This window comes from uncultured Porphyromonas sp., from assembly GCF_938039215.1.
In the GTDB taxonomy this organism is placed as follows: domain Bacteria; phylum Bacteroidota; class Bacteroidia; order Bacteroidales; family Porphyromonadaceae; genus Porphyromonas.
In genome coordinates this window covers 1-21,722 of sequence record NZ_CALHVI010000041.1, presented here as the reverse complement: position 1 = coordinate 21,722, position 21,722 = coordinate 1, and the positions used below count along the sequence as shown (strand labels likewise).

General features: G+C 53.0%; 16 protein-coding genes and 1 pseudogene. 13 read left to right on the top strand and 4 right to left on the bottom strand.

All coding sequences use genetic code 11. The features are described from left to right. The first annotated feature begins 336 nt into the window (after positions 1–336). The 5 genes from Q0336_RS05820 (at position 337) to Q0336_RS05800 (ending at position 7,922) form a co-directional block, all read left to right on the top strand. Positions 337–588 carry a type B 50S ribosomal protein L31 gene (locus tag Q0336_RS05820; RefSeq protein WP_211788853.1) on the top strand — a complete coding sequence of 84 codons (252 nt, stop codon included), beginning with the start codon at positions 337–339 and terminating at the stop codon, positions 586–588. Between the two features lie 242 nt (positions 589–830). Further along, positions 831–3,944, top strand: coding sequence for a SusC/RagA family protein (locus Q0336_RS05815; protein WP_298526574.1), 3,114 nt, complete (start codon positions 831–833; stop codon positions 3,942–3,944). 18 nt (positions 3,945–3,962) lie between these two features. Next, complete coding sequence (locus Q0336_RS05810) at positions 3,963–5,531, top strand: RagB/SusD family nutrient uptake outer membrane protein (RefSeq protein ID WP_298526572.1); 1,569 nt, start codon at positions 3,963–3,965, stop codon at positions 5,529–5,531. 79 nt (positions 5,532–5,610) lie between these two features. Beyond that, positions 5,611–6,618: a substrate import-associated zinc metallohydrolase lipoprotein gene (locus tag Q0336_RS05805; RefSeq protein WP_298526570.1), complete on the top strand. Its 1,008-nt coding sequence runs from the start codon at positions 5,611–5,613 to the stop codon at positions 6,616–6,618. After that, positions 6,615–7,922 (top strand): DUF4302 domain-containing protein, encoded by a 1,308-nt coding sequence (locus Q0336_RS05800; RefSeq protein WP_298526568.1) that lies wholly within the window; start codon positions 6,615–6,617, stop codon positions 7,920–7,922. The genes Q0336_RS05805 and Q0336_RS05800 overlap by 4 nt, the downstream gene beginning before the upstream one ends. Before the next feature lie 94 nt (positions 7,923–8,016). On the opposite strand, the gene Q0336_RS05795 is transcribed toward Q0336_RS05800, so the two are convergent. Beyond that, positions 8,017–9,051 carry a branched-chain amino acid aminotransferase gene (locus Q0336_RS05795; RefSeq protein WP_298526566.1) on the bottom strand — a complete coding sequence of 345 codons (1,035 nt, stop codon included), beginning with the start codon at positions 9,049–9,051 and terminating at the stop codon, positions 8,017–8,019. A gap of 380 nt (positions 9,052–9,431) precedes the next feature. Between Q0336_RS05795 and Q0336_RS05790 the strand changes: the two genes are divergently transcribed. The 8 genes from Q0336_RS05790 (at position 9,432) to Q0336_RS05755 (ending at position 17,465) form a co-directional block, all read left to right on the top strand. Further along, the gene (locus Q0336_RS05790; protein WP_298526564.1) at positions 9,432–9,977 is read left to right on the top strand and encodes a DUF177 domain-containing protein; all 546 of its coding nucleotides are present in this window, start codon (positions 9,432–9,434) and stop codon (positions 9,975–9,977) included. A 21-nt stretch (positions 9,978–9,998) separates the two neighbouring features. Continuing rightward, positions 9,999–10,178 (top strand): 50S ribosomal protein L32, encoded by a 180-nt coding sequence (gene rpmF, locus Q0336_RS05785; protein WP_021667875.1) that lies wholly within the window; start codon positions 9,999–10,001, stop codon positions 10,176–10,178. 120 nt (positions 10,179–10,298) lie between these two features. Continuing rightward, positions 10,299–11,300, top strand: coding sequence for a beta-ketoacyl-ACP synthase III (locus tag Q0336_RS05780; protein WP_298526562.1), 1,002 nt, complete (start codon positions 10,299–10,301; stop codon positions 11,298–11,300). Positions 11,301–11,387: 87 nt separating this feature from the next. Beyond that, on the top strand, positions 11,388–12,293 hold the full coding sequence (era, locus tag Q0336_RS05775) for a GTPase Era (protein ID WP_298526560.1): 906 nt from the start codon (positions 11,388–11,390) through the stop codon (positions 12,291–12,293). Between the two features lie 30 nt (positions 12,294–12,323). Then, entirely contained in the window at positions 12,324–13,634 is a 1,311-nt protein-coding gene (gene der, locus Q0336_RS05770) for a ribosome biogenesis GTPase Der (RefSeq protein WP_298526558.1), read from the top strand. A 364-nt stretch (positions 13,635–13,998) separates the two neighbouring features. After that, positions 13,999–14,706, top strand: coding sequence for a succinate dehydrogenase/fumarate reductase cytochrome b subunit (locus Q0336_RS05765; RefSeq protein WP_298526556.1), 708 nt, complete (start codon positions 13,999–14,001; stop codon positions 14,704–14,706). 38 nt (positions 14,707–14,744) lie between these two features. After that, positions 14,745–16,688 carry a fumarate reductase/succinate dehydrogenase flavoprotein subunit gene (locus Q0336_RS05760; RefSeq protein ID WP_298526555.1) on the top strand — a complete coding sequence of 648 codons (1,944 nt, stop codon included), beginning with the start codon at positions 14,745–14,747 and terminating at the stop codon, positions 16,686–16,688. A gap of 21 nt (positions 16,689–16,709) precedes the next feature. Further along, entirely contained in the window at positions 16,710–17,465 is a 756-nt protein-coding gene (locus Q0336_RS05755; protein ID WP_021667881.1) for a succinate dehydrogenase/fumarate reductase iron-sulfur subunit, read from the top strand. A gap of 655 nt (positions 17,466–18,120) precedes the next feature. Here the strand turns inward: Q0336_RS05755 and Q0336_RS05750 are convergent. The 3 genes and pseudogenes from Q0336_RS05750 to Q0336_RS08835 form a co-directional block, all read right to left on the bottom strand. Next, the gene (locus Q0336_RS05750; RefSeq protein ID WP_298526553.1) at positions 18,121–18,564 is read right to left on the bottom strand and encodes a hypothetical protein; all 444 of its coding nucleotides are present in this window, start codon (positions 18,562–18,564) and stop codon (positions 18,121–18,123) included. A gap of 4 nt (positions 18,565–18,568) precedes the next feature. Next, entirely contained in the window at positions 18,569–21,028 is a 2,460-nt protein-coding gene (locus Q0336_RS05745; RefSeq protein ID WP_298526551.1) for a TIR domain-containing protein, read from the bottom strand. Between the two features lie 201 nt (positions 21,029–21,229). Then, positions 21,230–21,721 (bottom strand): annotated as a pseudogene (locus Q0336_RS08835) (leucine-rich repeat domain-containing protein); the annotation flags it as partial. Position 21,722: the final 1 nt, after the last annotated feature.

The following is a 21,722-nucleotide window of genomic DNA, read 5'->3' as shown; positions in this document are numbered from 1 at the left end:
AATGGCTGGAGCAAGTACGCAGGCGAAGCAGGTAAGGATATGGAGTTGCTAGCTCGGATAGACTTCTGTGTCTAGCAGTACCTTAAGGTAAAACTAGGCAAGTCAATCCCGCAGATACAGGCGTTGCTGGCCAAGCTCAACCCGATACGCTTCCTTGACCTAGAGCTCTAGCTGAGGCTGTAGATGATTATGCCTTAGCCCTAGGGGAGGCGGTGTGCTTGTATGATATTCAATATATTATCTGTATATTTGCAGTCCATTAGCGCTCCTACGGTTACCAACCCAGCAGCTTCGGCTGCAGCGAAAAAGTAGATAAATTATAACGTTATAACAATAATGAAGAAAGGAATTCATCCTGAGAACTACCGTCCTGTAGTATTCAAGGACATGTCTAACGAAGACATTTTCATCACGCGTTCGACGATGGCAGCTAAGGAAACGATCGTCGTCGACGGAGTAGAGTACCCTCTGATCAAGGTGGAAATCTCCAGCACGTCGCACCCCTTCTTTACCGGTAAGGCAAAGCTCGTCGATACGGCTGGTCGTGTGGACAAGTTCATGAGCCGCTACGGCAACCGCAAGAAGTAGTCTACTTCTATATTATCACCCTCTGTGTGGCGTGAAGTACAAACGCCCTAAGAGAGCAAAGCTAAGAGGCCACCTCCCCAAATCGGGGAGGTGGCCTTGCTTCTTTTTGCCACTTCACTGTGGGTCGAGCGAGCAAATAGATATCTTAAAAAATATAATTAAGTCATTGTGAATGATTAAACTCTGTGTATAGTGTAAAAGCGTTATCTTCGCACCCGCAACTAGATATCAAAGCAGAGTATATGAAGACAAGACTCTCAGCGTTGGCCCTAGCTCTCCTCCTAGGAGGAAGCGTGGCCTCAGCGCAGAAAATCTTGGTCACAGGGCGCGTCACAAATGCTTCGAAGGCGGTGCTCCCCAAGATCCAAGTCGTCGTAAAGGAGACGGGTCGTAGTATGGCGACTACTGAGCAAGGACTCTACGTCATCGAGCTCGAATCAGGCCAAACCCTCCAGTTCATCCTCGATGGTAAGATCCTCAAGACTTTGGTGGCCACCCAGCCCCAGCTTGACGTAGAGCTCTCTGTGCCCACTCAGGAGAGAGACAAGACCAAGACTGACAGTACAGCCGTGCACCAAGGAGATGGGAAGGATGATGTCATCCTCTCGACCTCAAGCCGTGGGGCAACCTCGATCACGGGGAAGGCTAAGCCACTATGGGTGCTCAATGGAGTCGTCCTCGGAAGTGACTACGGCAGCCTAGAGTCCTTCTCTGGGGCAGACCCCAAGCAGGTAGCTGCTGGTATCGTGCCTGGTCTGAGTATCGACAATATCGCTTCGGTGCGCATCCTCACGACTTCTTCGGAGACTTCGAGCTACGGTCCTCGTGGTATCGCTGGGGTCGTAGAGATCACGACGAAGTCTGGCTCTGCAGGTGTCTCCTCCTTGAGCTATCGAGGCGAATTCATCTACCGCCCTATCCCTACCTACAACGATGTCAATGTGATGAACTCCCAGCAGCATGTGGCGCTCATCCAAGACCTACTCGACGGGGGGATGTATCCGATCCACACGCTGGAGACGAACAAGGACCAAGGTCTTATCGGACGTATGTACCAGCTCTTCAACGAGCTCGACGCTTCGGGTAAGCCTCGCCTAACGAATGATGAAGCCTCTCGCTTGGCCTACTTCCGTGCTGCTGAGCGGGCTAATACCAACTGGTTCAAGGAGCTCTATCGCAACACGATCGTCCACAACCATACGCTGAGCTTCAACGGCGGGACAAACAAGACTAACCTTTTCGCCTCACTCACGGCACGTGTCGACCCAGGATGGACGATCGGTAGCCGAGCTAATACCTACTCGGGGAATATGAGTGCGGACTACAAGCTCCTGCCCACGCTCAAGATCGGCCTCAACCTCATCGGTGAATATACCACCTCGGAGGATCCCTCTACTTCGGCAGTCAAGTATGCTAATACGACCAGCCGAGCCCTTCTGCCTACGGAGAACTATACCCAGGACTACGTCCCCTACAATATCTTCGATGAGCTCCGTGAGAGCCGCCGCACAAAGACCCTCGGTTACCTCGGCATCCAAGGGACAGCCACTTGGGATATCCTCAAGCAGCTACGTGCGACCTTCGTCACCGATATCAAGTACACCAATACTGTTACCTTCCTCGACAATACCGAGCACTCTGTCCTAGCTCGCAGCATGCGTGCCATGCAGACGACCAACGTGCGCAACAACAATAAGAACCTGCGTACAGACCCCAATGATCCTTATGCTCTGCCTTACTCCGTGCTCCCCGAGGGTGGGATACGTGAGAGTCGTGTCGTACAGAACTATGTCAATAGCTTCAAGTTCGATCTTGACTACCACCAGACCTTCGGTAAGCACAATGTCCTAGCTGCTGCAGGTGTGGAGCTGAACCAAGGAAATGTAGAGAGCAACTGGAATATCAATTATGGTGTCCTCTATGATCTCGGCTTCCACTCCTATTACCTCCCCGATGCCATCCAGCGCCTCTATGAGCAGGGGAAGGACTACTACACGATCCGCAACCGAGTCAATAATAACCTCGGGATCCTCACGCGTGCGAGCTACTCCTTCGATAATCGCTACTCCATCGATGCGCTGCTGCGCTTCGACGCAAGTAACCGCTTTGGTCCCTCTCGCTATGTACGTTGGCTCCCTACGTGGAACGTCGAACTGACTTGGGGTGTAGACAAGGAGCGTTTCTTCCGTCACCTTCGTCCCCTCTCTTCTCTTCGCTTGAAGACCTATGTCGGGATGGTCGCAGACAACCCCTCGGTCACCAACTCCCTTGAAGAGATCTACCCTGCTATTCCCTGGCGACCCAACTCCAAGGAGATCGGTCTAGCGTACAAGAATCTGGCGAACCACGACCTGACATATGAGAAGACCTTGACCTATGGAGCTCGTCTGGGCTTCGGACTCTTCAAGGGGCGTATCTCTGCAGAGGTCGATGCCTATCGCCGTCGTAGCTATGACCTCGTCGGTCCTATCTACACCCAGTCGCTTGGCGGGGTAGCGCAGAAGAATGGGAATGTCGCTGAGCTCCAGTCTTCGGGCTTGCAGTTCACCCTTTCGACGGTCAACTTCAAGGTGCGTAACTTCAGCTGGACGACGGGCTTCTCCTACCTGCATAAGACGAATAAGATCACTTCGCTCCTGAGCAACCCCACCGTGCGCACGATGATCTCGGGCTCGGGCTTCTCTTACGAAGGCTACCCCCTTTCCTCTGTCTTCTCTATTCCCTTCCTTGGGCTGACGAACGAAGGGATGCCTCGCTTCTACAATGAGCGTGGGGTAGAGACACTCGGGGACTTCAACTTCTCGAGCAGTAATATCAACTTCCTCAAGTACAGTGGGACGCTTGACCCAACGGACGTGGGGACGCTGACCAATACCTTCCGCTACAAGAACTTCTCTCTCTCGGCAAATATCAATTATGAGTTCGGGGCAGTCACTCGCCTGCGTAGCATCTCCAACACCGATGACTACTCGGCCTTTCCACGTGAGCTGACGCAGCGCTGGAAGAAGCCTGGCGACGAGAAGCATACCGACATTCCTCGTCTACCGACCAGCTATGCCTTCGACCAGTACGGCGCCGACAATCTGATCAATGCTTACTACGCCTACGGAGCGTCTACAGCCCGTATCGTCAGCACGGACTTCATCCGCCTCAAGGAGATATCGATGGAGTACACTGTCTCTAAGACCCTGCTTCGTCGCACCCCGCTGAAGAACCTCGCGGTGAAGCTGCAGGCTCAGAACCTCATGCTCCTCTATTCGGATGCCCGTCTGCGTGGTGACGACCCCGAATATATGTACAGCTCTTCGGTCACGGCTCCTAAGAAGCTGATCCTAACCCTGCGTGTCGGACTCTAACCCCCGCGAGATACCATTATGATGAATAGAATCTTTGTGCCCCTCGTGGCTCTCGTGGCTCCCCTTGTCCTCGGCTCATGCAATAAGCTTCTCGATGAGCAGCCCGATGAGCGTGTACTCATCACGAGTGCCGACAAGGTACGCCGTATCCTAGCCTTCGCCTATCCAGTCTCCTCCTATGCTTATGCTTGTGAGATGTCCTCGGATAACGTCGACGACTATGGGACGGACAATCCTAACTTCACGAAGTTCACCTACGACCTCGTCTACTGGAACGACGGCCCCGAATACAACGCTTCCGATGGGATGAGAGCTCTCTGGCGCTCGTACTATCTGGCTATCCAGCATGCCAACACCGCTCTTCGTGCTATCGAAAATCTGGGTGGAGGTGGCGAGCTTAGTGCCGCCAAGGGTGAGGCTCTCGTGGCTCGTGCCTACGCACACTTCGTCCTAGTGAACCTCTTCGGTAAGCACTACAATAGCACTACTAGCTCGAAGGACCTCGGAGTACCCTATATGACGGCTCCTGAGGAGACACTCGATCCGAAGTACACGCGCAACAGCGTAGCCGAAGTATATGCGGCGATTGATAAGGACCTCACTGAAGGGCTCCCACTCATCTCGGATAGCTTCTACAGCGAGAAGGCCTACCACTTCAATAAGGCTGCAGCTGAAGCCTTCGCCGCTCGCTTCTACCTCTTCTATGAGCAGTGGGACAAGGCGATCGAGCATGCTACGAAGGCACTTGAAGGGAAGGCCCCACGTCGCTGGGCAGACTTCCAAGAGGCGAATATCGTCGGAGCAAAGACCGAAGATGCCTACGCTAAGCTCTACACCCGTGAGACGATCTCGGCGAACTTCCTTCTCCTGCCTGTGACTTCGAGTGCGGTCTCCTACTTCTCCTATGCTCAGCTGAAGCGTTTCTCCATGACGCACCGAGTAGCAGAAGAGGTCTTCCTCGGAGAGAATATCTGGCATACCTCGACGACTCCTCAGGCAGACTACTGGCAGGTGCCCTTCGTCTCCCCCTCCTACAACTACCGTGATGTCATCAACCAGTCGAAGTATCCCTACTACGCAAGTAATAAGGATAAGACGCTCTCAGTAGCCTTCACAGCTGAAGAGACGCTCCTCGTTCGTGCCGAGGCAGAGATCATCCAGAAGCAGTACGACGCTGCCGTCGCTGACCTCAACACGTGGACGACCGCCTACCTCAATACGACAAAGAATACCTTCACCAAGGATGCGATCATTGCCTTCTACAAGGCGATGGAGTACAACACCGAGAAGGTCCCGACGATGAAGAAGAAGCTCAACCCTGCCTTCACCCTCGATGGGGGCGAAGATCAGGAGATGCTCCTGCATCACCTCCTGCAGTGTCGTCGTGTGGCTACGGCTCACGAAGGTCTGCGCTGGTTCGATATCCGTCGCTATGGCATCGAGGTCTTCCGCTTCGTCCATGACACGAAGGATCGTGAAAAGTTCACCACAGCCAAGACGCTCACTTCGTGGGACGAGCATACGACCTTCCAGATCCCCCAGAATGTTCGCAACGCTGGGATGGAGCCAACTCCTCGCACTCACTAACTCTACTACGCTCGACTAATCGCGTCACACTATGAATATGACTCTAAGGAAAGCCTCCCTGTGGGCCCTAGCATCGCTGATGATGGCCCTCGGCAGCTGCCGCAAAGTGGATGCAGATATTACCTCGACCTCTGTACTCAATCCTTCGGCCAATCGCACGGCTATGGATGAGTATATTGAGCGCGAGATCACTTCGCCCTACAACATCCAGATCTACTACCGCTACACGGAGAGTGAGATCGGGCGCAACTGGGTCACCTCCCCAGCTAACGAGTATAATAGCCTCCAGTTCGTCAACGTCCTCAAGTACCTCTTCCTCGAGCCCTACACCGAGGTAATGGGGGTGAGCTTCGTGCGTCGCTTCACGCCTCAGGCTTTCGTTCTGACGGGGCTTCTGGCCTACAACCCTCCGCCAAGCAACTCCAATACGCGTGCTTCGACGGTCAACGGGATTAAGATCATCTTCATGAACATCAATAGCTTCGACTTCCCTTCACTGAGCGGCTACTACCATACGATGGATAGTCTCGGGAAGGTGCTGGAGACGGACCCTTCGGTGCAGGCGGACTATGATGCCTGGAAGACTTGGCTTGATGGTCAGAATAAGACCTACCTAGATCGTCTGAAGGATGTCTACCTGCGTACGATGTATCATGAAGCAGCGCATACCTTCCACCAGCGTGTAGAGCCGACGACGGACTTTGATAAGATCACTTCGCTGGACTACCGTCAAGCCGACTGGATCTCAGGCTGGACACGTGAGAAGAAGAACTCCCTTCATTATGGCTTCATCACTAACTACGCCAGCCAAGAGGCTCATGAGGACTTCGCCGAGCTCTTCGGGAACTATGTCATCATGAGCGCTGAAGAGTGGGAGGCGAAGCTGGCCTCTGCCGATGTCGTCCCTGAGGGTCGCACCCGCTCGGGACGCTCGATCATCGAAGAGAAGATCCGTATCATCAAGGAGTACATGCTCAATATCTGGGGGCTCGACATGGACAAGCTCCGTGAGCAGCTGCAGAAGCGTTACCCCGACTTCGCTAGACAGGACTTCACCACCATGACCTCATCCTCGACAAAGCAATGAACAACAAGAAGATCCTAGCCCTCGCTACGGGTGCCCTCCTCTGGATGAGCTCGTGTACCGGAGCGAGCGACCTTGATAAGCTCCCAGAAGCAGCCGTTCGCACCCAGCAGGCGATCACTGAGACGGTCTCTAGTCTCGAAGGGCATGATGGCTACTGGCGACTGACCTACTACCCCGATTCGAAGCGTGCTTACGGGGGATACTCGATGTATGTACAGTTCAAGGAGGGGCGTGTCACTGCTCTCTCGGAGCTCTCTACGACATCGACGAATTCGACCTATGCGGTGAGGAACATCGATATGCCTACGCTGGCCTTCGATACCCGCAGCAATGTCCTGCACCACTTCAGTACCTCCACGGAGTACTTCCGTAATGCTCGTGGGGGCGACTTCGAGCTCCTCCTGATGGGGAAGCGTGGGGACAGCATCATCCTGCAGGGGCGCAAGTACCGCAATATGATGAGCCTCGTGCCCATGACCACCGATCCTATGGCCGAGATCACGGCACTGCAGGAGATGGCGAAGAAGTTCCAAGGCAAGGGGCTTGCTCCCGTCACCATTGGTTCGGCGGGTAAGGTAGAGCTTCGTCTGCATCCGACCTATCGCCAGCTGGAGTTCATCCTCGCAGGGGAAGGCACGGAGACTAAGAAGGAGCAGATGGCTTTCGCCTACACGACCGAAGGCTTCCGCCTCTATGAGCCCATCACCATTGGCGGGGTCAAGATCTCGGGCTTCCGTCTGAGTGCCGATGGAGCGAGCATCACTTCCCTCGAGGGGGATGTGACGACGACACTAGTCTCGCTGCCTATCGACCTCGTCGGGAAGAGCTATGTAGCCCACCTTGTGACAGACCATGCCTCCTCGGGGCTGATCACTTACTTCACCAGAGTCAATAAGTCGCTCTATAGCCAGCGCAAGGCTCGCATGAGCACCCGTACCTACTTCGGTGTGAATACCGAGGCAGACCAGAAGACGGGTCTTGTCGGCAATGATACGCAGGTGACGGGCTTCATCACGATGCCTATCTATGAGCAGGCGGATGGTAGCTACACGCGCCTCTCCTACGAAGCGGACTTTGTCCCCGTAGGTAGTGACCCGACGCAGATAGATGTCCTACTGCGTGACGGTAATGAGACCACTTGGTGGTACTGGTATGCGGGTTCGGCTGACTACTGGGTCTCTCGTCTGGGCTCTCGAGCTCCGTACAAGGTCGAGACACTGACGGATGCTGATGGTGCCGCTTACTACAAGCTCACCAGCGTCAAGGACGATAAGACTTGGTTCTACCTCTACGAGGTCAAGTAGCCAGCCTCTCCGCCTAAGGATATAAAGCGAGATCGCCCGAAGCACACAGCGTGCTTCGGGCGATCTTCTTTTATGTAGCGGGTTGGTCTACGGACTAAAGGTCTTCGTAGATACGTACCCAGCCATGCGTGTCGGGATAATCCCCATACTGGATCGCACGCAGACGCTCGTAGAGGGCGGTAGAGATCGGGCCAGGGTTGCCGTCCTTGCTGATGACGTAGCTCTTGTCTTCGTCGAGGTCATCGACTCGGAGGATTGGGCTGATGACGGCAGCCGTACCACAAGCGCCAGCTTCGTCGAAGGTAGCCAGCTCCTCTACATGGACGGGGCGGCATTCGACCGTCAGACCCATATCTTCGGCCAGCTGCATGAGGCTCTTGTTGGTGATGGAGGGCAGGATCGAGGAGCTCTTGGGAGTGATGTAGCTCTTGCCACGGATCCCGAAGAAGTTCGCAGGCCCGCACTCGTCGATGTAGAGCTTCTCCTTAGCGTCGAGGTAGATGACGGCGGAGTAGCCCTTCTCATGAGCGAGGACTCCAGAGCTAAGGCTAGCGGCATAGTTCCCGCCGACCTTGTACCGACCTGTCCCGAGGGGAGCCGCACGGTCATAGCCACGCATGATAGCCATAGGGCTGGGGCGGAAGCCCGACTTGAAGTAAGCACCTACGGGTGTGACGAAGATGAGGAACATATATTCGTCCGAGGGCTTGACTCCGACCTGCTGGCCGAGTCCGATCATCAGAGGACGGATGTAGAGGGAAGCACCGCTTTCGTAGGGAGGGATGAAGCGCTTGTTGAGGCGAAGCACCATGTCGACAGCTTCGAGGAAGCGTTCGGTGGGGAGCTCGGGCATGAGGATGCCTCGGCTGGTGCTCTGCATGCGTGCCGCATTCTCTTCGGGACGGAAGACACGTACCTTGCCGTCCTTCCCTCTAAAGGCCTTCAGTCCTTCGAAGGATTCTTGACCATAGTGGAGGCAGGTAGCGGCCATAGGGATGGTGATCATGTCGGACGAAGATACTTCCCATTCGCCCCACTGGCCATTGCGGTAGTAGCACTTTACGTTGTAGTCGGTGGGATGATAGCCGAACCCGAGGCTTTTCCAGTCCAGCTCTTGTTTGCTTTCCATTGTCAGTCTAATGTATTTATAGGTTGATGAATAGTCAGAGTCTCTCCCGTGGGAGTCTAAGCAAAGATAGCGAAAAGGCAGAGAGTTGGTACTTGTCCCAGAGAAGGGGAGAAGCGAGCTCTGAGAAGAGCCTCTAGAAGCGGTATGCTTCGGGTAGCGTAGTGAGGCTGGGGAGGCACCAATAGCGCCTCTCGGGAGGCGCAAGTAGTACCTCCAGAGGGGGAGCAGTAGTGCCTCCTTGGTCGAAGAAGAGGGGTGGGGAGGGGGTAGGCACGGGAGACCTCACCCTTGCGCCAAGAGGCTTGCTCTGGAGATTGTGTGTGTGGGCTCTTTTGTGTATCTTTGCGCAAGTTTTTAAGTGTAAGTTTAGAGTTACCCTCATGCATACGGATCAGTATAAGGTCAATCTCAGGAGTTTACCTGAGGGCGATCATGAGTATAGCTGGCATCTGGATGACGCTTTCTTTGAGCGACTTTCGGAGGGAAGTATGCAGGGCGGAGAGGTCGAAGTCGATCTACAGCTCCGTCGTACTGGGGATGTCTTTAGCTTATCCTTCGACTACGAAGGCTACGTCACAGTGCCCTGCGACCGCTGTCTTGATCCCGTCGATATAGACGTGGAGTCGGACAGAGAGTTTGTGGTCAAGTTCGGAGTCGAAGCCCTAGAAGAGAGCGATGAGATCCTAGTCGTCTCCGAGTTGGACGGCGTACTGGACCTCGAATGGATCCTCTATGAGGACATCGTGCTGAGTCTGCCTATCCAGCGGACGCATGAGGCAGGGGAATGCAACCCCGAAATGATGTCCGCCTACGACCGAGTAGCTACCGATCAGGTGCGTGAGCCCTCCGAGGGCGGAGCACCTACCCTCGATGAGGATGGGATCGATGAACGCTGGGCCGCTCTCAAGGGTCTCAAAAGAGATTAGTAATTAAAACAAAATAGATTTATGGCACATCCTAAAAGAAGACAGTCCAAGACCCGTACAGCTAAGCGCCGTACCCATGACAAGGCAGCTATGCCTACGCTAGCTAAGTGCGCTAACTGCGGAGCATGGCACATCTACCACACCGTCTGTGGTGAGTGTGGCTACTACCGTGGCAAGCTAGCTATCGAGCAGCAGGCTTAATCTTGGCCTCCAGCCTATAGTACAAAAGCCCCAAAGGAGACTTTGGGGCTTTTTTTGTACTTTCGTGCCTAAACTCGAGCATTCGAAATTAACTCCATAAGTATATCATCTAGCCAAACTATGAGTCTCATCAACGCAGCCATCACGGCTGTAGGCGGGTACCTCCCCGAAGATAAGCTGACTAACGCCGACCTCGAGAAGCTGGTCGATACCAACGACGAATGGATCATGACCCGTGTCGGGATCCGTGAGCGTCGTATCCTCAAGGACCCTACTAAGGGTGCTTCGTATCTAGGTATCCAGGCGGTCAAGGACCTCCTCTCTCGCAATGATATCGACCCCGCCACCATCGACGGGATCATCCTCGCGACGAATACCGCCGACTACCACTTCCCCACGACAGCATCCATCGTCGCCTACGAGACGGGTTGCGTGAATGCCTTCACCTTCGACATGCAGGCCGCCTGCCCTAGCTTCATCTATGCGCTTGAGGCAGGTGCTAACTATATCCGCTCTGGGCGCTACAAGCGCATCCTCGTCGTGGCTACGGAGAAGATGTCCGCCGTCACCGACTATACCGACCGTGCTACATGCCCGCTCTTCGGTGACGCTGCCGCCTGTGTCCTCCTCGAGCCAACAGAGGAGAACGAAGGCGTGCTCGATGCCTACTTCCGCACCGATGGTACGGGTCGTGACCACCTGATCATGAAGTCAGGGGGCTCAGCTAACCCACCTTCGCACGAGACGGTAGACCGTCGTGAGCACTTCGTCTATCAGGAGGGAGCGGCTGTCTTCAAGCAGGCTGTCAAGGGCATGTCCTCGAGCTGTCGTACGATCATGGAGCGCAATGGCCTCTCCTACGAAGACGTTGCTTGGGTCGTCCCTCATCAGGCGAACCTCCGTATCATCGACGCTGTCGCTCGTGAGATGCAGGTGCCTCTGGATCGTGTGATGATCAACATCGAGTACCGAGGCAATACCAGCTCGGCTACGATCCCCGTCTGCCTGTGGGAGTTCGAGAAGCAGCTTCGCAAGGGGGACAACCTCATCCTGACCTCCTTCGGTGCAGGCTTCACTTGGGGTGCCGTCTACGTCAAGTGGGCGTACGATCCTAAGAACTAATAGGACCAAGCCGAAGACCTTGCCTTCCTCTCTCCCGACGGAGAGAGCGGGCAGGGTCTTCGTCTCTCATAAGAATAGTCTACACGGATGATCGAAGAAAAGAAAGAGCCGACACACCGCTCCGGCTTCGTCAATATCGTAGGCAACCCCAACGTGGGCAAGTCTACCCTGATGAACCTCCTCGTCGGAGAGCGTGTATCCATCATTACCTCCAAGGCGCAGACGACACGCCACCGTATCATGGGGATAGTCAATACCCCCGAGCTACAGATCGTCTATAGCGATACCCCTGGGGTACTGCGCCCGAACTATAAGCTGCAGGAGAGCATGCTCGAGTTCTCCGAGTCAGCCCTCGGGGATGCCGATGTCCTGCTCTATGTCACCGACACCGTGGAGACAGCGGACAAGAACGAGTTCTTCCTCGAGCGTGTCCGTGGGGTGAAGTGCCCCGTCTTGCTCCTGATCAACAAGGTAGACTTGACCACACAGCCCGAGCTGGAGGCACTGGTCGACCGCTGGCATCGAGAGCTTCCCGAGGCGGAGATCATACCGCTCTCAGCGCTGAACAACTTCAATGTCCAGCCCCTGAAGAAGCGTATCGAGAGCTTGATCCCTCCCTCACCACCCTACTTCGAGAAGGATGCGCTGACCGACAAGCCCGCCCGCTTCTTCGTCACCGAGATCATCCGTGAGAAGATCCTCCTCTACTATCAGAAGGAGATCCCTTACTCCGTCGAGGTCGTCGTCGAGTCCTTCAAGGAGGAAGAGGCTCGCATCCATATCCAAGCCCTCATCATCGTCGAGCGTGATAGCCAGAAGGGGATCATCATCGGTCACAAGGGGGTAGCACTCAAGAAGGTCGGCTCGATGGCTCGTAGAGACATGGAGCGTTTCTTCGAGAAGAAGATCTTCCTAGAGCTCTTCGTCAAGGTGGAGAAAGACTGGCGCAATAGAGATAACCTCCTGCGTGCCTACGGCTACCGCCTAGACTAACCTCCCGTACAGAATAAGTAGAAAAGCAATATGAGTCATTTAGTAGCAATCGTAGGACGACCCAATGTGGGGAAGTCCACCCTCTTCAATCGCCTGACCCAGAGCCGTGGGGCCATCGTCAGCGAAGAGGCAGGCACGACCCGTGACCGTCAGTATGGTCGGGTCTCGTGGCTCGACCGAGAGTTCTCCATCGTAGATACAGGGGGCTGGGTCGTCGGGAGCGAAGATATCTTCGAGGGCGAGATCAATAAGCAGGTCGAGATCGCTATGGAGGAGGCTGATGTCATCCTCTTCGTCGTCGATGTGGAGAACGGTGCCACTGACCTCGACGACGAAGTGGCAGCTAAGCTTCGCCGTACGAAGAAGCCCGTCCTACTGGTCGCTAATAAGGCCGACAACTACAACCTACACTATGCTGCGGCGGAGTTCTACTCCTTCGGCCTCGGCGATCCCCTGCCCATCTCTGCCGTCAGTGGCAGTGGCACAGGGGATCTGCTCGATGCGATCGTCAAGGAGCTCCCCGAGGGTGAGGTCGAGGACGAAGTCCTAGATGCTCCTCGTATCGCAATAGTAGGTCGTCCGAATGCGGGTAAGTCCTCCCTCGTCAATGCCTTCATCGGCGAGGAGCGCAACATCGTGACGAACGTGGCAGGCACGACCCGAGACTCCATCTATACGCACTACACGAAGTTCGGGATGAACTTCTACTTGGTCGATACGGCGGGGATCCGTAAGCGTGGCAAGGTCAACGAAGATCTAGAGTACTACTCGGTCATTCGCTCCATCCGTGCCATCGAGAACTCCGATGTCTGCGTCCTCATGCTCGATGCTACCCGTGGGATTGAAAGCCAAGATCTTAATATCTTCTCCCTCATCCAGAAGAATAGTAAGGGGCTCATCGTCTGCGTCAATAAGTGGGACCTAGTCGAGGACAAGAGTAATGCCGTCATCAAGACCTTTGAGGCAGCGATCCGCCAGCGCCTAGCGCCCTTCACCGACTTCCCCATCATCTTCATCTCGGCCTTGACCAAGCAGCGTATCTTCAAGGTGCTCGAGGAAGTGCAGCGTGTCTACGAGCGACGCAGCACCCGTATCCCTACCTCCAAGCTCAACGAGGTCATGCTTCCCATCATCGAGGCGACACCGCCTCCTGCTACCAAGGGTAAGTACATCAAGATCAAGTACGTCATGCAGCTCCCCACAGCAGTACCGAGCTTCGCCTTCTTTGCGAACCTCCCGCAGTGGGTCAAGGAGCCCTATCGTCGCTTCCTCGAGAATCAAATACGAGCGCACTGGGACTTCTCCGGCACACCGATCAATATCTTCATCCGAGAGAAGTAGCCCCCGCTACGTCTCCCTCCACAGAGTCTACCCACACTCCTCCCGCTTTGCTCGGGTGGGGTGTGGGTAGACCTTTTAGTACCCATCATACAACGATGTGGTTAGCTATATCTAGGTAGGTAAATTGGGGCTCGGGGGATGATGGGCTTCTTTCCCTACCTATATTAAGGTAGGTGGGCGGGAATAATTATGCCTTTTTTTCGCTAATGATGGCACTTTATATACCTAATTCAGTTATCTTTGTGAGGAGTTTGATAGGATACATGGTACTCTAGACACGTAATAGGTCTTCCAGGAGTCTGATACCCATGCCTATGGACTCCAGTCACGGATATAAAATAGATAACAACTAAATAGCAACTTTATGTCGTGGTTAATCAAATCTTCGATCGGGCGTAAACTGGTCATGAGTATCTCAGGGCTAGCGCTCATCCTGTTCTTGACCTTCCACATGTCGATGAACCTTGTGGCACTCTTCTCTGAGGAGGCCTACAACGCCGTGTGTGAGTTCCTCGGTGCTAACTGGTACGCACTAGTAGCTTCCATGGGTCTGGCAGTCCTCTTCCTCGTCCACATCATCTATGCCTTCATCCTGACCCTGCAGAACCGTAAGGCTCGAGGCAATGACCGCTATGCTGTCATCGACAAGCCTAAGGGCGTCGAGTGGGCTTCGCAGAACATGATGGTCCTCGGGGTCATCGTACTCCTCGGGGTCTTCCTCCATCTCTTCAACTTCTGGGCAAAGATGCAGCTGGCAGAGATCATCGGTCAGCACGATCTCGGTATCGCTGGTGTCGCTGGTCCTACCGATGGAGCAGGCCTGATCCGCTATACCTTCGCTAACCCCATCTTCGTCGTCCTCTACCTCGTCTGGCTAGGAGCTCTGTGGTTCCACCTCTCGCACGGTTTCTGGAGCTCACTACACACCGTCGGCTTCAATAACCGTATCTGGTTTGAGCGTCTGCGTCGCCTCTCCAATGTCTACACGACAATCATCATCCTTGGCTTTGCGGTGGTCGTCATCTATTACTTCCTGCAGTCCCTCTGTGGCGGTGCTTGTCCCTTCGCTTAAGGCTGAGCTAAGCTTAATCCATCAATCCCATAGATATTATGTCTAAGATCGATTCTAAGGTTCCTGCCGGCCCATTAGCCGAGAAGTGGACAAACTATAAAGACCACCAGAAGCTCGTCAACCCTGCTAATAAGCGTCGCCTCGATATCATCGTCGTAGGTACGGGGCTAGCAGGTGCTTCTGCTGCTGCATCGCTCGCAGAAATGGGCTTCAACGTGCTCAACTTCTGTATCCAGGACTCTCCCCGTCGTGCTCACTCTATCGCCGCTCAGGGGGGGATCAACGCTGCTAAGAACTATCAGAACGACGGCGACTCTGTCTACCGTCTCTTCTACGATACCATCAAGGGGGGGGACTACCGTGCTCGTGAAGCTAATGTCTACCGCCTCGCTGAAGTAGCTAATAGCATCATCGACCAGTGCGTAGCTCAGGGCGTACCTTTCGCTCGTGAGTACGGCGGTCTCCTCGACAACCGCTCCTTCGGGGGTGCTCAGGTGTCACGTACCTTCTATGCTCGTGGTCAGACGGGGCAGCAGCTCCTCCTCGGTGCTTACTCCGCCCTGAGCCGTCAGGTAGGTAAGGGTGCTGTGAAGCTCTATACCCGCTACGAGATGCTCGATGTCGTCATCATCGACGGTCGTGCTCGTGGTATCATCGCTCGTAACCTCGTCACGGGGAAGATCGAGCGCTTCGCTGCTCACGCAGTAGTCGTAGGGACGGGGGGCTATGGTAATGCCTTCTTCCTCTCCACGAACGCTATGGCCTCCAACGGCTCAGCAGCTTGGCAGTGCTACAAGAAGGGTGCATACTTCGCTAACCCCTGTATGGCACAGATCCACCCCACGTGTATCCCCGTCCATGGCGAGTTCCAGTCTAAGCTCACGCTGATGTCTGAGTCGCTCCGTAACGACGGACGCATCTGGGTGCCTAAGAATATCGAGGATGCGAAGAAGCTTCAGGCTGGTACCCTTCGTCCTACGGAGATCAAGGAAGAGGATCGTGACTACTACCTCGAGCGTCGCTACCCTGCCTTCGGTAACCTCGTCCCCCGTGACGTAGCTAGCCGTGCGGCTAAGGAACGCTGCGATGCTGGCTTCGGTGTCAATAACACGGGTCTGGCAGTCTTCCTCGACTTCTCTAGCGCTATCCAGCGCCTCGGCAAGGACGTAGTAGAGGCTCGCTACGGTAACCTCTTCCAGATGTACGAGAAGATCACCAACGACAATCCTTACGAGACTCCGATGATGATCTATCCCGCTATCCACTACACCATGGGTGGTATCTGGGTCGACTACGAACTGATGACCTCTGTCCCTGGCCTCTTCGCCATCGGGGAAGCTAACTTCTCTGACCACGGTGCTAACCGCCTCGGTGCTTCGGCTCTGATGCAGGGTCTGGCTGACGGATACTTCGTCCTACCTTATACCATTCAGAACTACCTAGCAGACCAGATTCAGGTGCCTCGCTTCAGCACCGATCGTCCCGAATTCGACGAAGCTGAGAAGGGTATTCAGGACCGCATCGCTCGCCTGATGAGTATCAAGGGGAAGCAGTCGGTAGACAGCATCCACAAGAAGCTCGGTCACATCATGTGGGACTTTGTCGGTATGGGCCGTGAGAAGGAAGGCCTCGAGAAGGCTATCGTCGAGCTCAAGGCACTGAAGAAGGAGTTCTGGAGCGACGTGCGCATCCCTGGTAAGGCTGATGACCTCAACGTTGAACTTGAGAAGGCACTCCGTCTCGCTGACTTCATCGAGATCGGCGAACTCATGGCTCGCGACGCGCATGACCGTGAAGAGAGCTGCGGTGGTCACTTCCGTCTGGAGCACCAGACACCCGAAGGTGAAGCCCTTCGCCACGATGACCAGTTCGCCTACGTCTCTTGCTGGGAGTATCAGGGAGAAGATCAGGATCCCGTCCTCCTCAAGGAGCCGCTCGACTACGAGTTCGTCGTCCGTCAGCAGCGTAACTATAAGAACTAACCCCAAGCCAACATCGGTACAATGGACAAGAATATCAACATAAAGGTTAAGGTCTGGCGTCAGCGTGGTCCCGAGGTTAAGGGGGCATTCGAAACGTACGACCTACAGAATATATCTCAGGGTAGCTCCTTCCTGGAGATGCTCGACATCCTGAACGAACAGCTCGTCCGTGAGGGCAAGGAACCCGTCGTCTTCGACCACGACTGTCGTGAAGGGATCTGCGGTATGTGCTCGCTCTACATCAATGGGCATCCTCATGGACCCGATGATAGCATCACGACTTGCCAGCTCCACATGCGTCGCTTCGACGAAGGGGACACGATCACCATCGAGCCTTGGCGCTCGGCGGGCTTCCCCATCATCCGTGACCTGATGGTCGACCGCTCGGCCTACGACAAGATCATCCAGGCTGGTGGCTTCGTATCGGTCAATACCGGTGGCGTGCCCGACGCTAATGCGATCGCTATCCCCAAGGCTAATGCTGACATGGCGATGGACGCAGCAGCTTGTATCGGCTGTGGTGCCTGCGCTGCGGCTTGTAAGAACGGCTCTGCGATGCTCTTCGTTTCGGCGAAGGTCAGCCAGCTGGCGCTCCTTCCTCAGGGGCGTGTCGAAGCTGCCCGCCGTGCTAAGGCGATGGTCGCTAAGATGGACGAACTCGGCTTCGGGAACTGTACCAACACCCGTGCCTGCGAGGTAGAATGTCCTAAGAACATTTCGATCTCCAACATCGCCCGTCTGAACCGCGAGTTCCTCTCCGCCAAGTTCAAGGACTAAGCCATCCGCCCCGCTCGTGGGAGCACGGTCAGCGGACCAGCTCCAGAGGGGGAATGATTCTTATATCTTTGGGGCTCTTTCCCCAATTGATAGGTTAGATTGGTGTAGTATCGCCCACCTTCATGAGTCGCCGACTCAAGGAGGTGGGCGATCTCTTTTCTCCCGCCACCTCATCCAGCGGGAAGGGCTAAGCCCTCGTCTTCTGCCCCCTTACCCTTGCCTCTCTTCCCTCCTTTCCCTCCCAAGACGCAACGGCCTCCCTCCCCAAGCCCAACTAAATTCGCCCTCGACATCTTGCCCCACAGCCTATAAGAAGCAGAATATCCCCCTCCGTCAGAGCAGAGGGGGATATCAGTTGGGTTAGAGCTAAAGAGAATATACCTTTGCTATCAAGCTCCCTAATACCTATCCAGAGCTTATCTCTAGAGGCGGTACGTAAGCATCATTACTAGTCATGCAATAGCTCAGCAGCTAAGGCTTGGAGTGACTACTTGAACCCATACAGCGGAGGGAAGTATGCCTATGCCGAGGAGCTTGGTCTTGTAGAGGTACCTGAGGATGAGATGAGGAAAATGCTGTCTCCGAAGCCTCGAAGTGCAGCACATAACCACCTTAGTTCAGCTTATGCAGGACTCTCTCTGCAATGAGAATAAACTTATTTCCCTCCTGCTCCTATGAGGCAAGAAGAGTAGAGGTGGTAGCCTAGTATCGCACCTATTATCAGCAGTATTATGAGGTAAGGCATCGCCATGCTCTTGGAAAAGAGACACCTCCAATAGCTACAAGAGATGGGCCTCACATCCATATTGTATATCTCCGTTAGAGAATGTTTTTCTTCCAGTTGAGTTACGCTTCTTTTGTATAGCTCTCGATACTTACGCTCAAGCTGCAAGTAGTAAGCGTCTACCCAAGCGCACATTATCGTAACGGGGATCAAGAGCCACAAGAAGATCAAATTCTTAGTCTCGCCCCAAAGCCCTGCTAAGAGGGTAGCCATCACCATAGTAAATCCCTTGATCTGAAAGGAATTGCTCGCCATGCGGGTGATTGCATTCTGGACGAACTCTAGATGCTGTCTCTTAAATTCATCGTGTTCCATAAGACTACGGGTTTATGTGTAATACTTTCTCTTTAAACTCTTCCATGAACTTTTTCCAAACACCAAACTGTATGCTCTCGCTCACATAGGCACCACTTCTGTCATCGCGACAGACCTCTTCAGAAGCTCCCTTTTCTCCCTTGAGAGCAACATACACATTCCTGATTATCTCGTTGTCCTCCCACATGCAAGGCTTCAGGATAAAGGGATAAATCCTCTTGCCGAGGTCCTTGGCTAGTTGTAGCTCCAAGCGGGTGATATAATCGGTACTAAGGAGAGATGGACTCACCAAGACCACAAGCACATCTGCCTCAGAGATCTCTTTGTGGATAGTAGGATGAATCTCGGCCCCAGCTTCGGTACGCTCGTCGTAATAGATCGTAACCAAGCCCTTATCCTCCAAAGGCTTGAAGAATTGTAGGCAAATCTTTAGATCGGCCTTATCTTCTTTGGAGTAAGAGATGAAGACCTTCTTCATCTTGCCTATATGCTTGTTATCAGTCAGGTGTTGGAATGAACGCAAAGAGATTGGTTGAGCCTGCCCCTTATCGAGCGTCCCATCCTCGTTTAGCGGATAGCCTACAGCTATTCCTCTACTTCCTCCAGCTCCCACAACCCCCTTCTTGGGATCATAATTATCTATGGAAGCAAGGTTGACAAACAATCTTCTCTCCTGACATAGGGAAAGCTTGGAGGTCGATATATAGAGGTCTTTTATAGTGACCTTCTCTCTCAGTCTCCAATGCTCTTGTCTACGACGACTTAAATACCTTTCATCATTGCTGGGCGGGAGGTTACTCCAGTACATATCCAGAATATCTTGCAGTAGCATACGCTCCACCTGGCTCACTCGATGCTCTACGCCTTGGTCAATAGGCTTTATATATACCTCTATGGTGAGCTGCTCGTGGTTGAGACTAACCCATACCATATACCGTCCTTCGGGGTAGGTCTCGGCTCCTCGGTCTTCTTCATATAGTAAGGAACCGTTGCTTCCTTGTTTGATAGGCTCCTTCTCGGAGGGCGTGTTGACTAAGGTGAAGAAGAGTTGGTCACGCCAAAACCTCTTAAGCTCATTTTCACCTTGTCCGTAGTAACAGATGAGCTGGTTGATCAGCCCAAATGGGATGAAGTGCTCGAACTTTAGGGTGATATTGGGCTGCAGGTAGCTAAGCTTAAGCCACTCATACATCTCATCGCCATCAGCTAGTGGTAGGTAGCCTGGTATGATATACTCCTGTCCGTTGTCATAGATGACCTTCTCTAACTCCAGCAGGCGAACTAAGTGTTCGTCTTTCTTTTCTATGACCTTCTTTTCTACAACACCTTTTCTCCCAATAATTCGCTTGTCTAGAATTTTAGTGTGAATATAATTTACCGTAGCCTCTGGATCTAACCATACGAGATCGGATAATTCTTCATCATCCTTGTAATAAAGCACCTCGCCGTGTAAGTAGAGCTGATGTAGCTCTCCCTTTAAAGAAGAGGTAGTGTCTGTATAATCTGGCATTGCCTTGCGTAGATCCTCTATACGGATAGGGCTGTGGGATTTCTCTCTCTCCTCTTCGTTGAGAATATAATTGTAGAGGATCCCTTCACTCTCAGTGACATCGATGCTCATCTTTTCCTTGAGCTGGGCAATCTCCTCCTCTAACCTGAGGTGTAAATATTGCTGAGCAGCCTTGTCTCGCTTTGGGAGTAAGCTGTCTCGAGCCTTCATCCCCAGCTTTCCCCTCTCTAAGGCTATATAGAACTCTTCTCGGACAGAGAATGTTGTCCTCTTCAAGTTTTGTTGGTCATCTTTGTCTGCATAGGTCTGAACAACCAAAATATTCTCTCCGTCAGAGCCGTCTTGCTTTACGAGCCTTCTTTGTCTGTCAGCGTAGCGAATCTGTCCCAGCCAATAGTTTCGATTAAAGTTTAATATCTTCTCTCTGTGGGGATCTTCGCCTTCTACGAACTCTTTACCTCGTCTATTCTCATCTAGCTCCTTTCTCCAAAAAAGCATGTAGAGAGCTCCTGTACTGTAAAAGGCTTGGTAGATACCATGGTAGAAGTCCTGCCCACCAAAGTCATAAAAGTTAGCACCTAAATCCTTCCTTTTTACCACACGAAGCACATGTGTGCTTCCAGTTTTCTTTTCCCTCTTGCATAAAGAATTCAAGAATGTACTCTTCCCCGAGGAGTGATTCCCTAATAGCATCACTTTAATAGGCAGATCTAGTGTTTCTGAAGGTCTGCGTTGCTCCCATCTCTTGATATCTTCTAAGTGATTTTCATAAGGAGTGAAAATCAAGCGACAAGGAAGCTGCTCCGAGTCCTTATCCGAGAGGTCTCTCCTTATATACTTAATGTCATTCCCCTCTACCTTTAATTCTTTTAAGCTGGTTTGAGGGAGATTTTCAATTACCGAAAATTGATTATTAGAAAGATCTAAACTTTCCAATAAAGATAGTGGTTCCAACCCTTCAATCTTTGATAGTTGGTTCCTTGATAGATTCAATCTACTAAGCTTTGAGAGTGAATCTAAGCCTTTGGTGTGACTAAGTTGATTGTCGCTAGAATCTAACTCATCCAGCTCTTCTAATGCTTCTAAGCTCTCAATACTCTTTAGTCGGTTCCCGCTAAGATTCAAAGAATGTAGCTTGGATAGATGCTCTAAGCCCTCAATGCTCTTTAGTTGGTTCCCGCTAAGATCCAACGAACGTAGCTTGGGTAGATGCTCTAAGCCCTTAATACTTTTTAGTTGGTTCTTGCTAAGATCCAATGAACGCAGCTCGGTCAGTTTATCTAGGCCCTCAATACTCATTAGTTGGTTATTTCCAAGACTCAATAAGTACAGATCGGATAGCTTTCCCAACGCTTCAATGCTGGTTAGTTGGTTGTTGTTAAGATCCAATAAAAAAAGTTTGGGAAGCTGTTCTAAGCCAACAATACTCGTTAGTTGGTTCCCCCTAAGATTCAATGATCCCAGATTGAGTAGTTGCTCTAAGCCCTCAATATTCGTTAGTTGATTATTTCCCAGATTCAATGATCGCAGATTGAGTAGTTGCTCTAAGCCCTCAATATTCGTTAGTTGATTATTTCCCAGATTCAATGATCGCAGATTGAGTAGTTGCTCTAAGCCCTCAATATTCGTTAGTTGATTATTTCCCAGA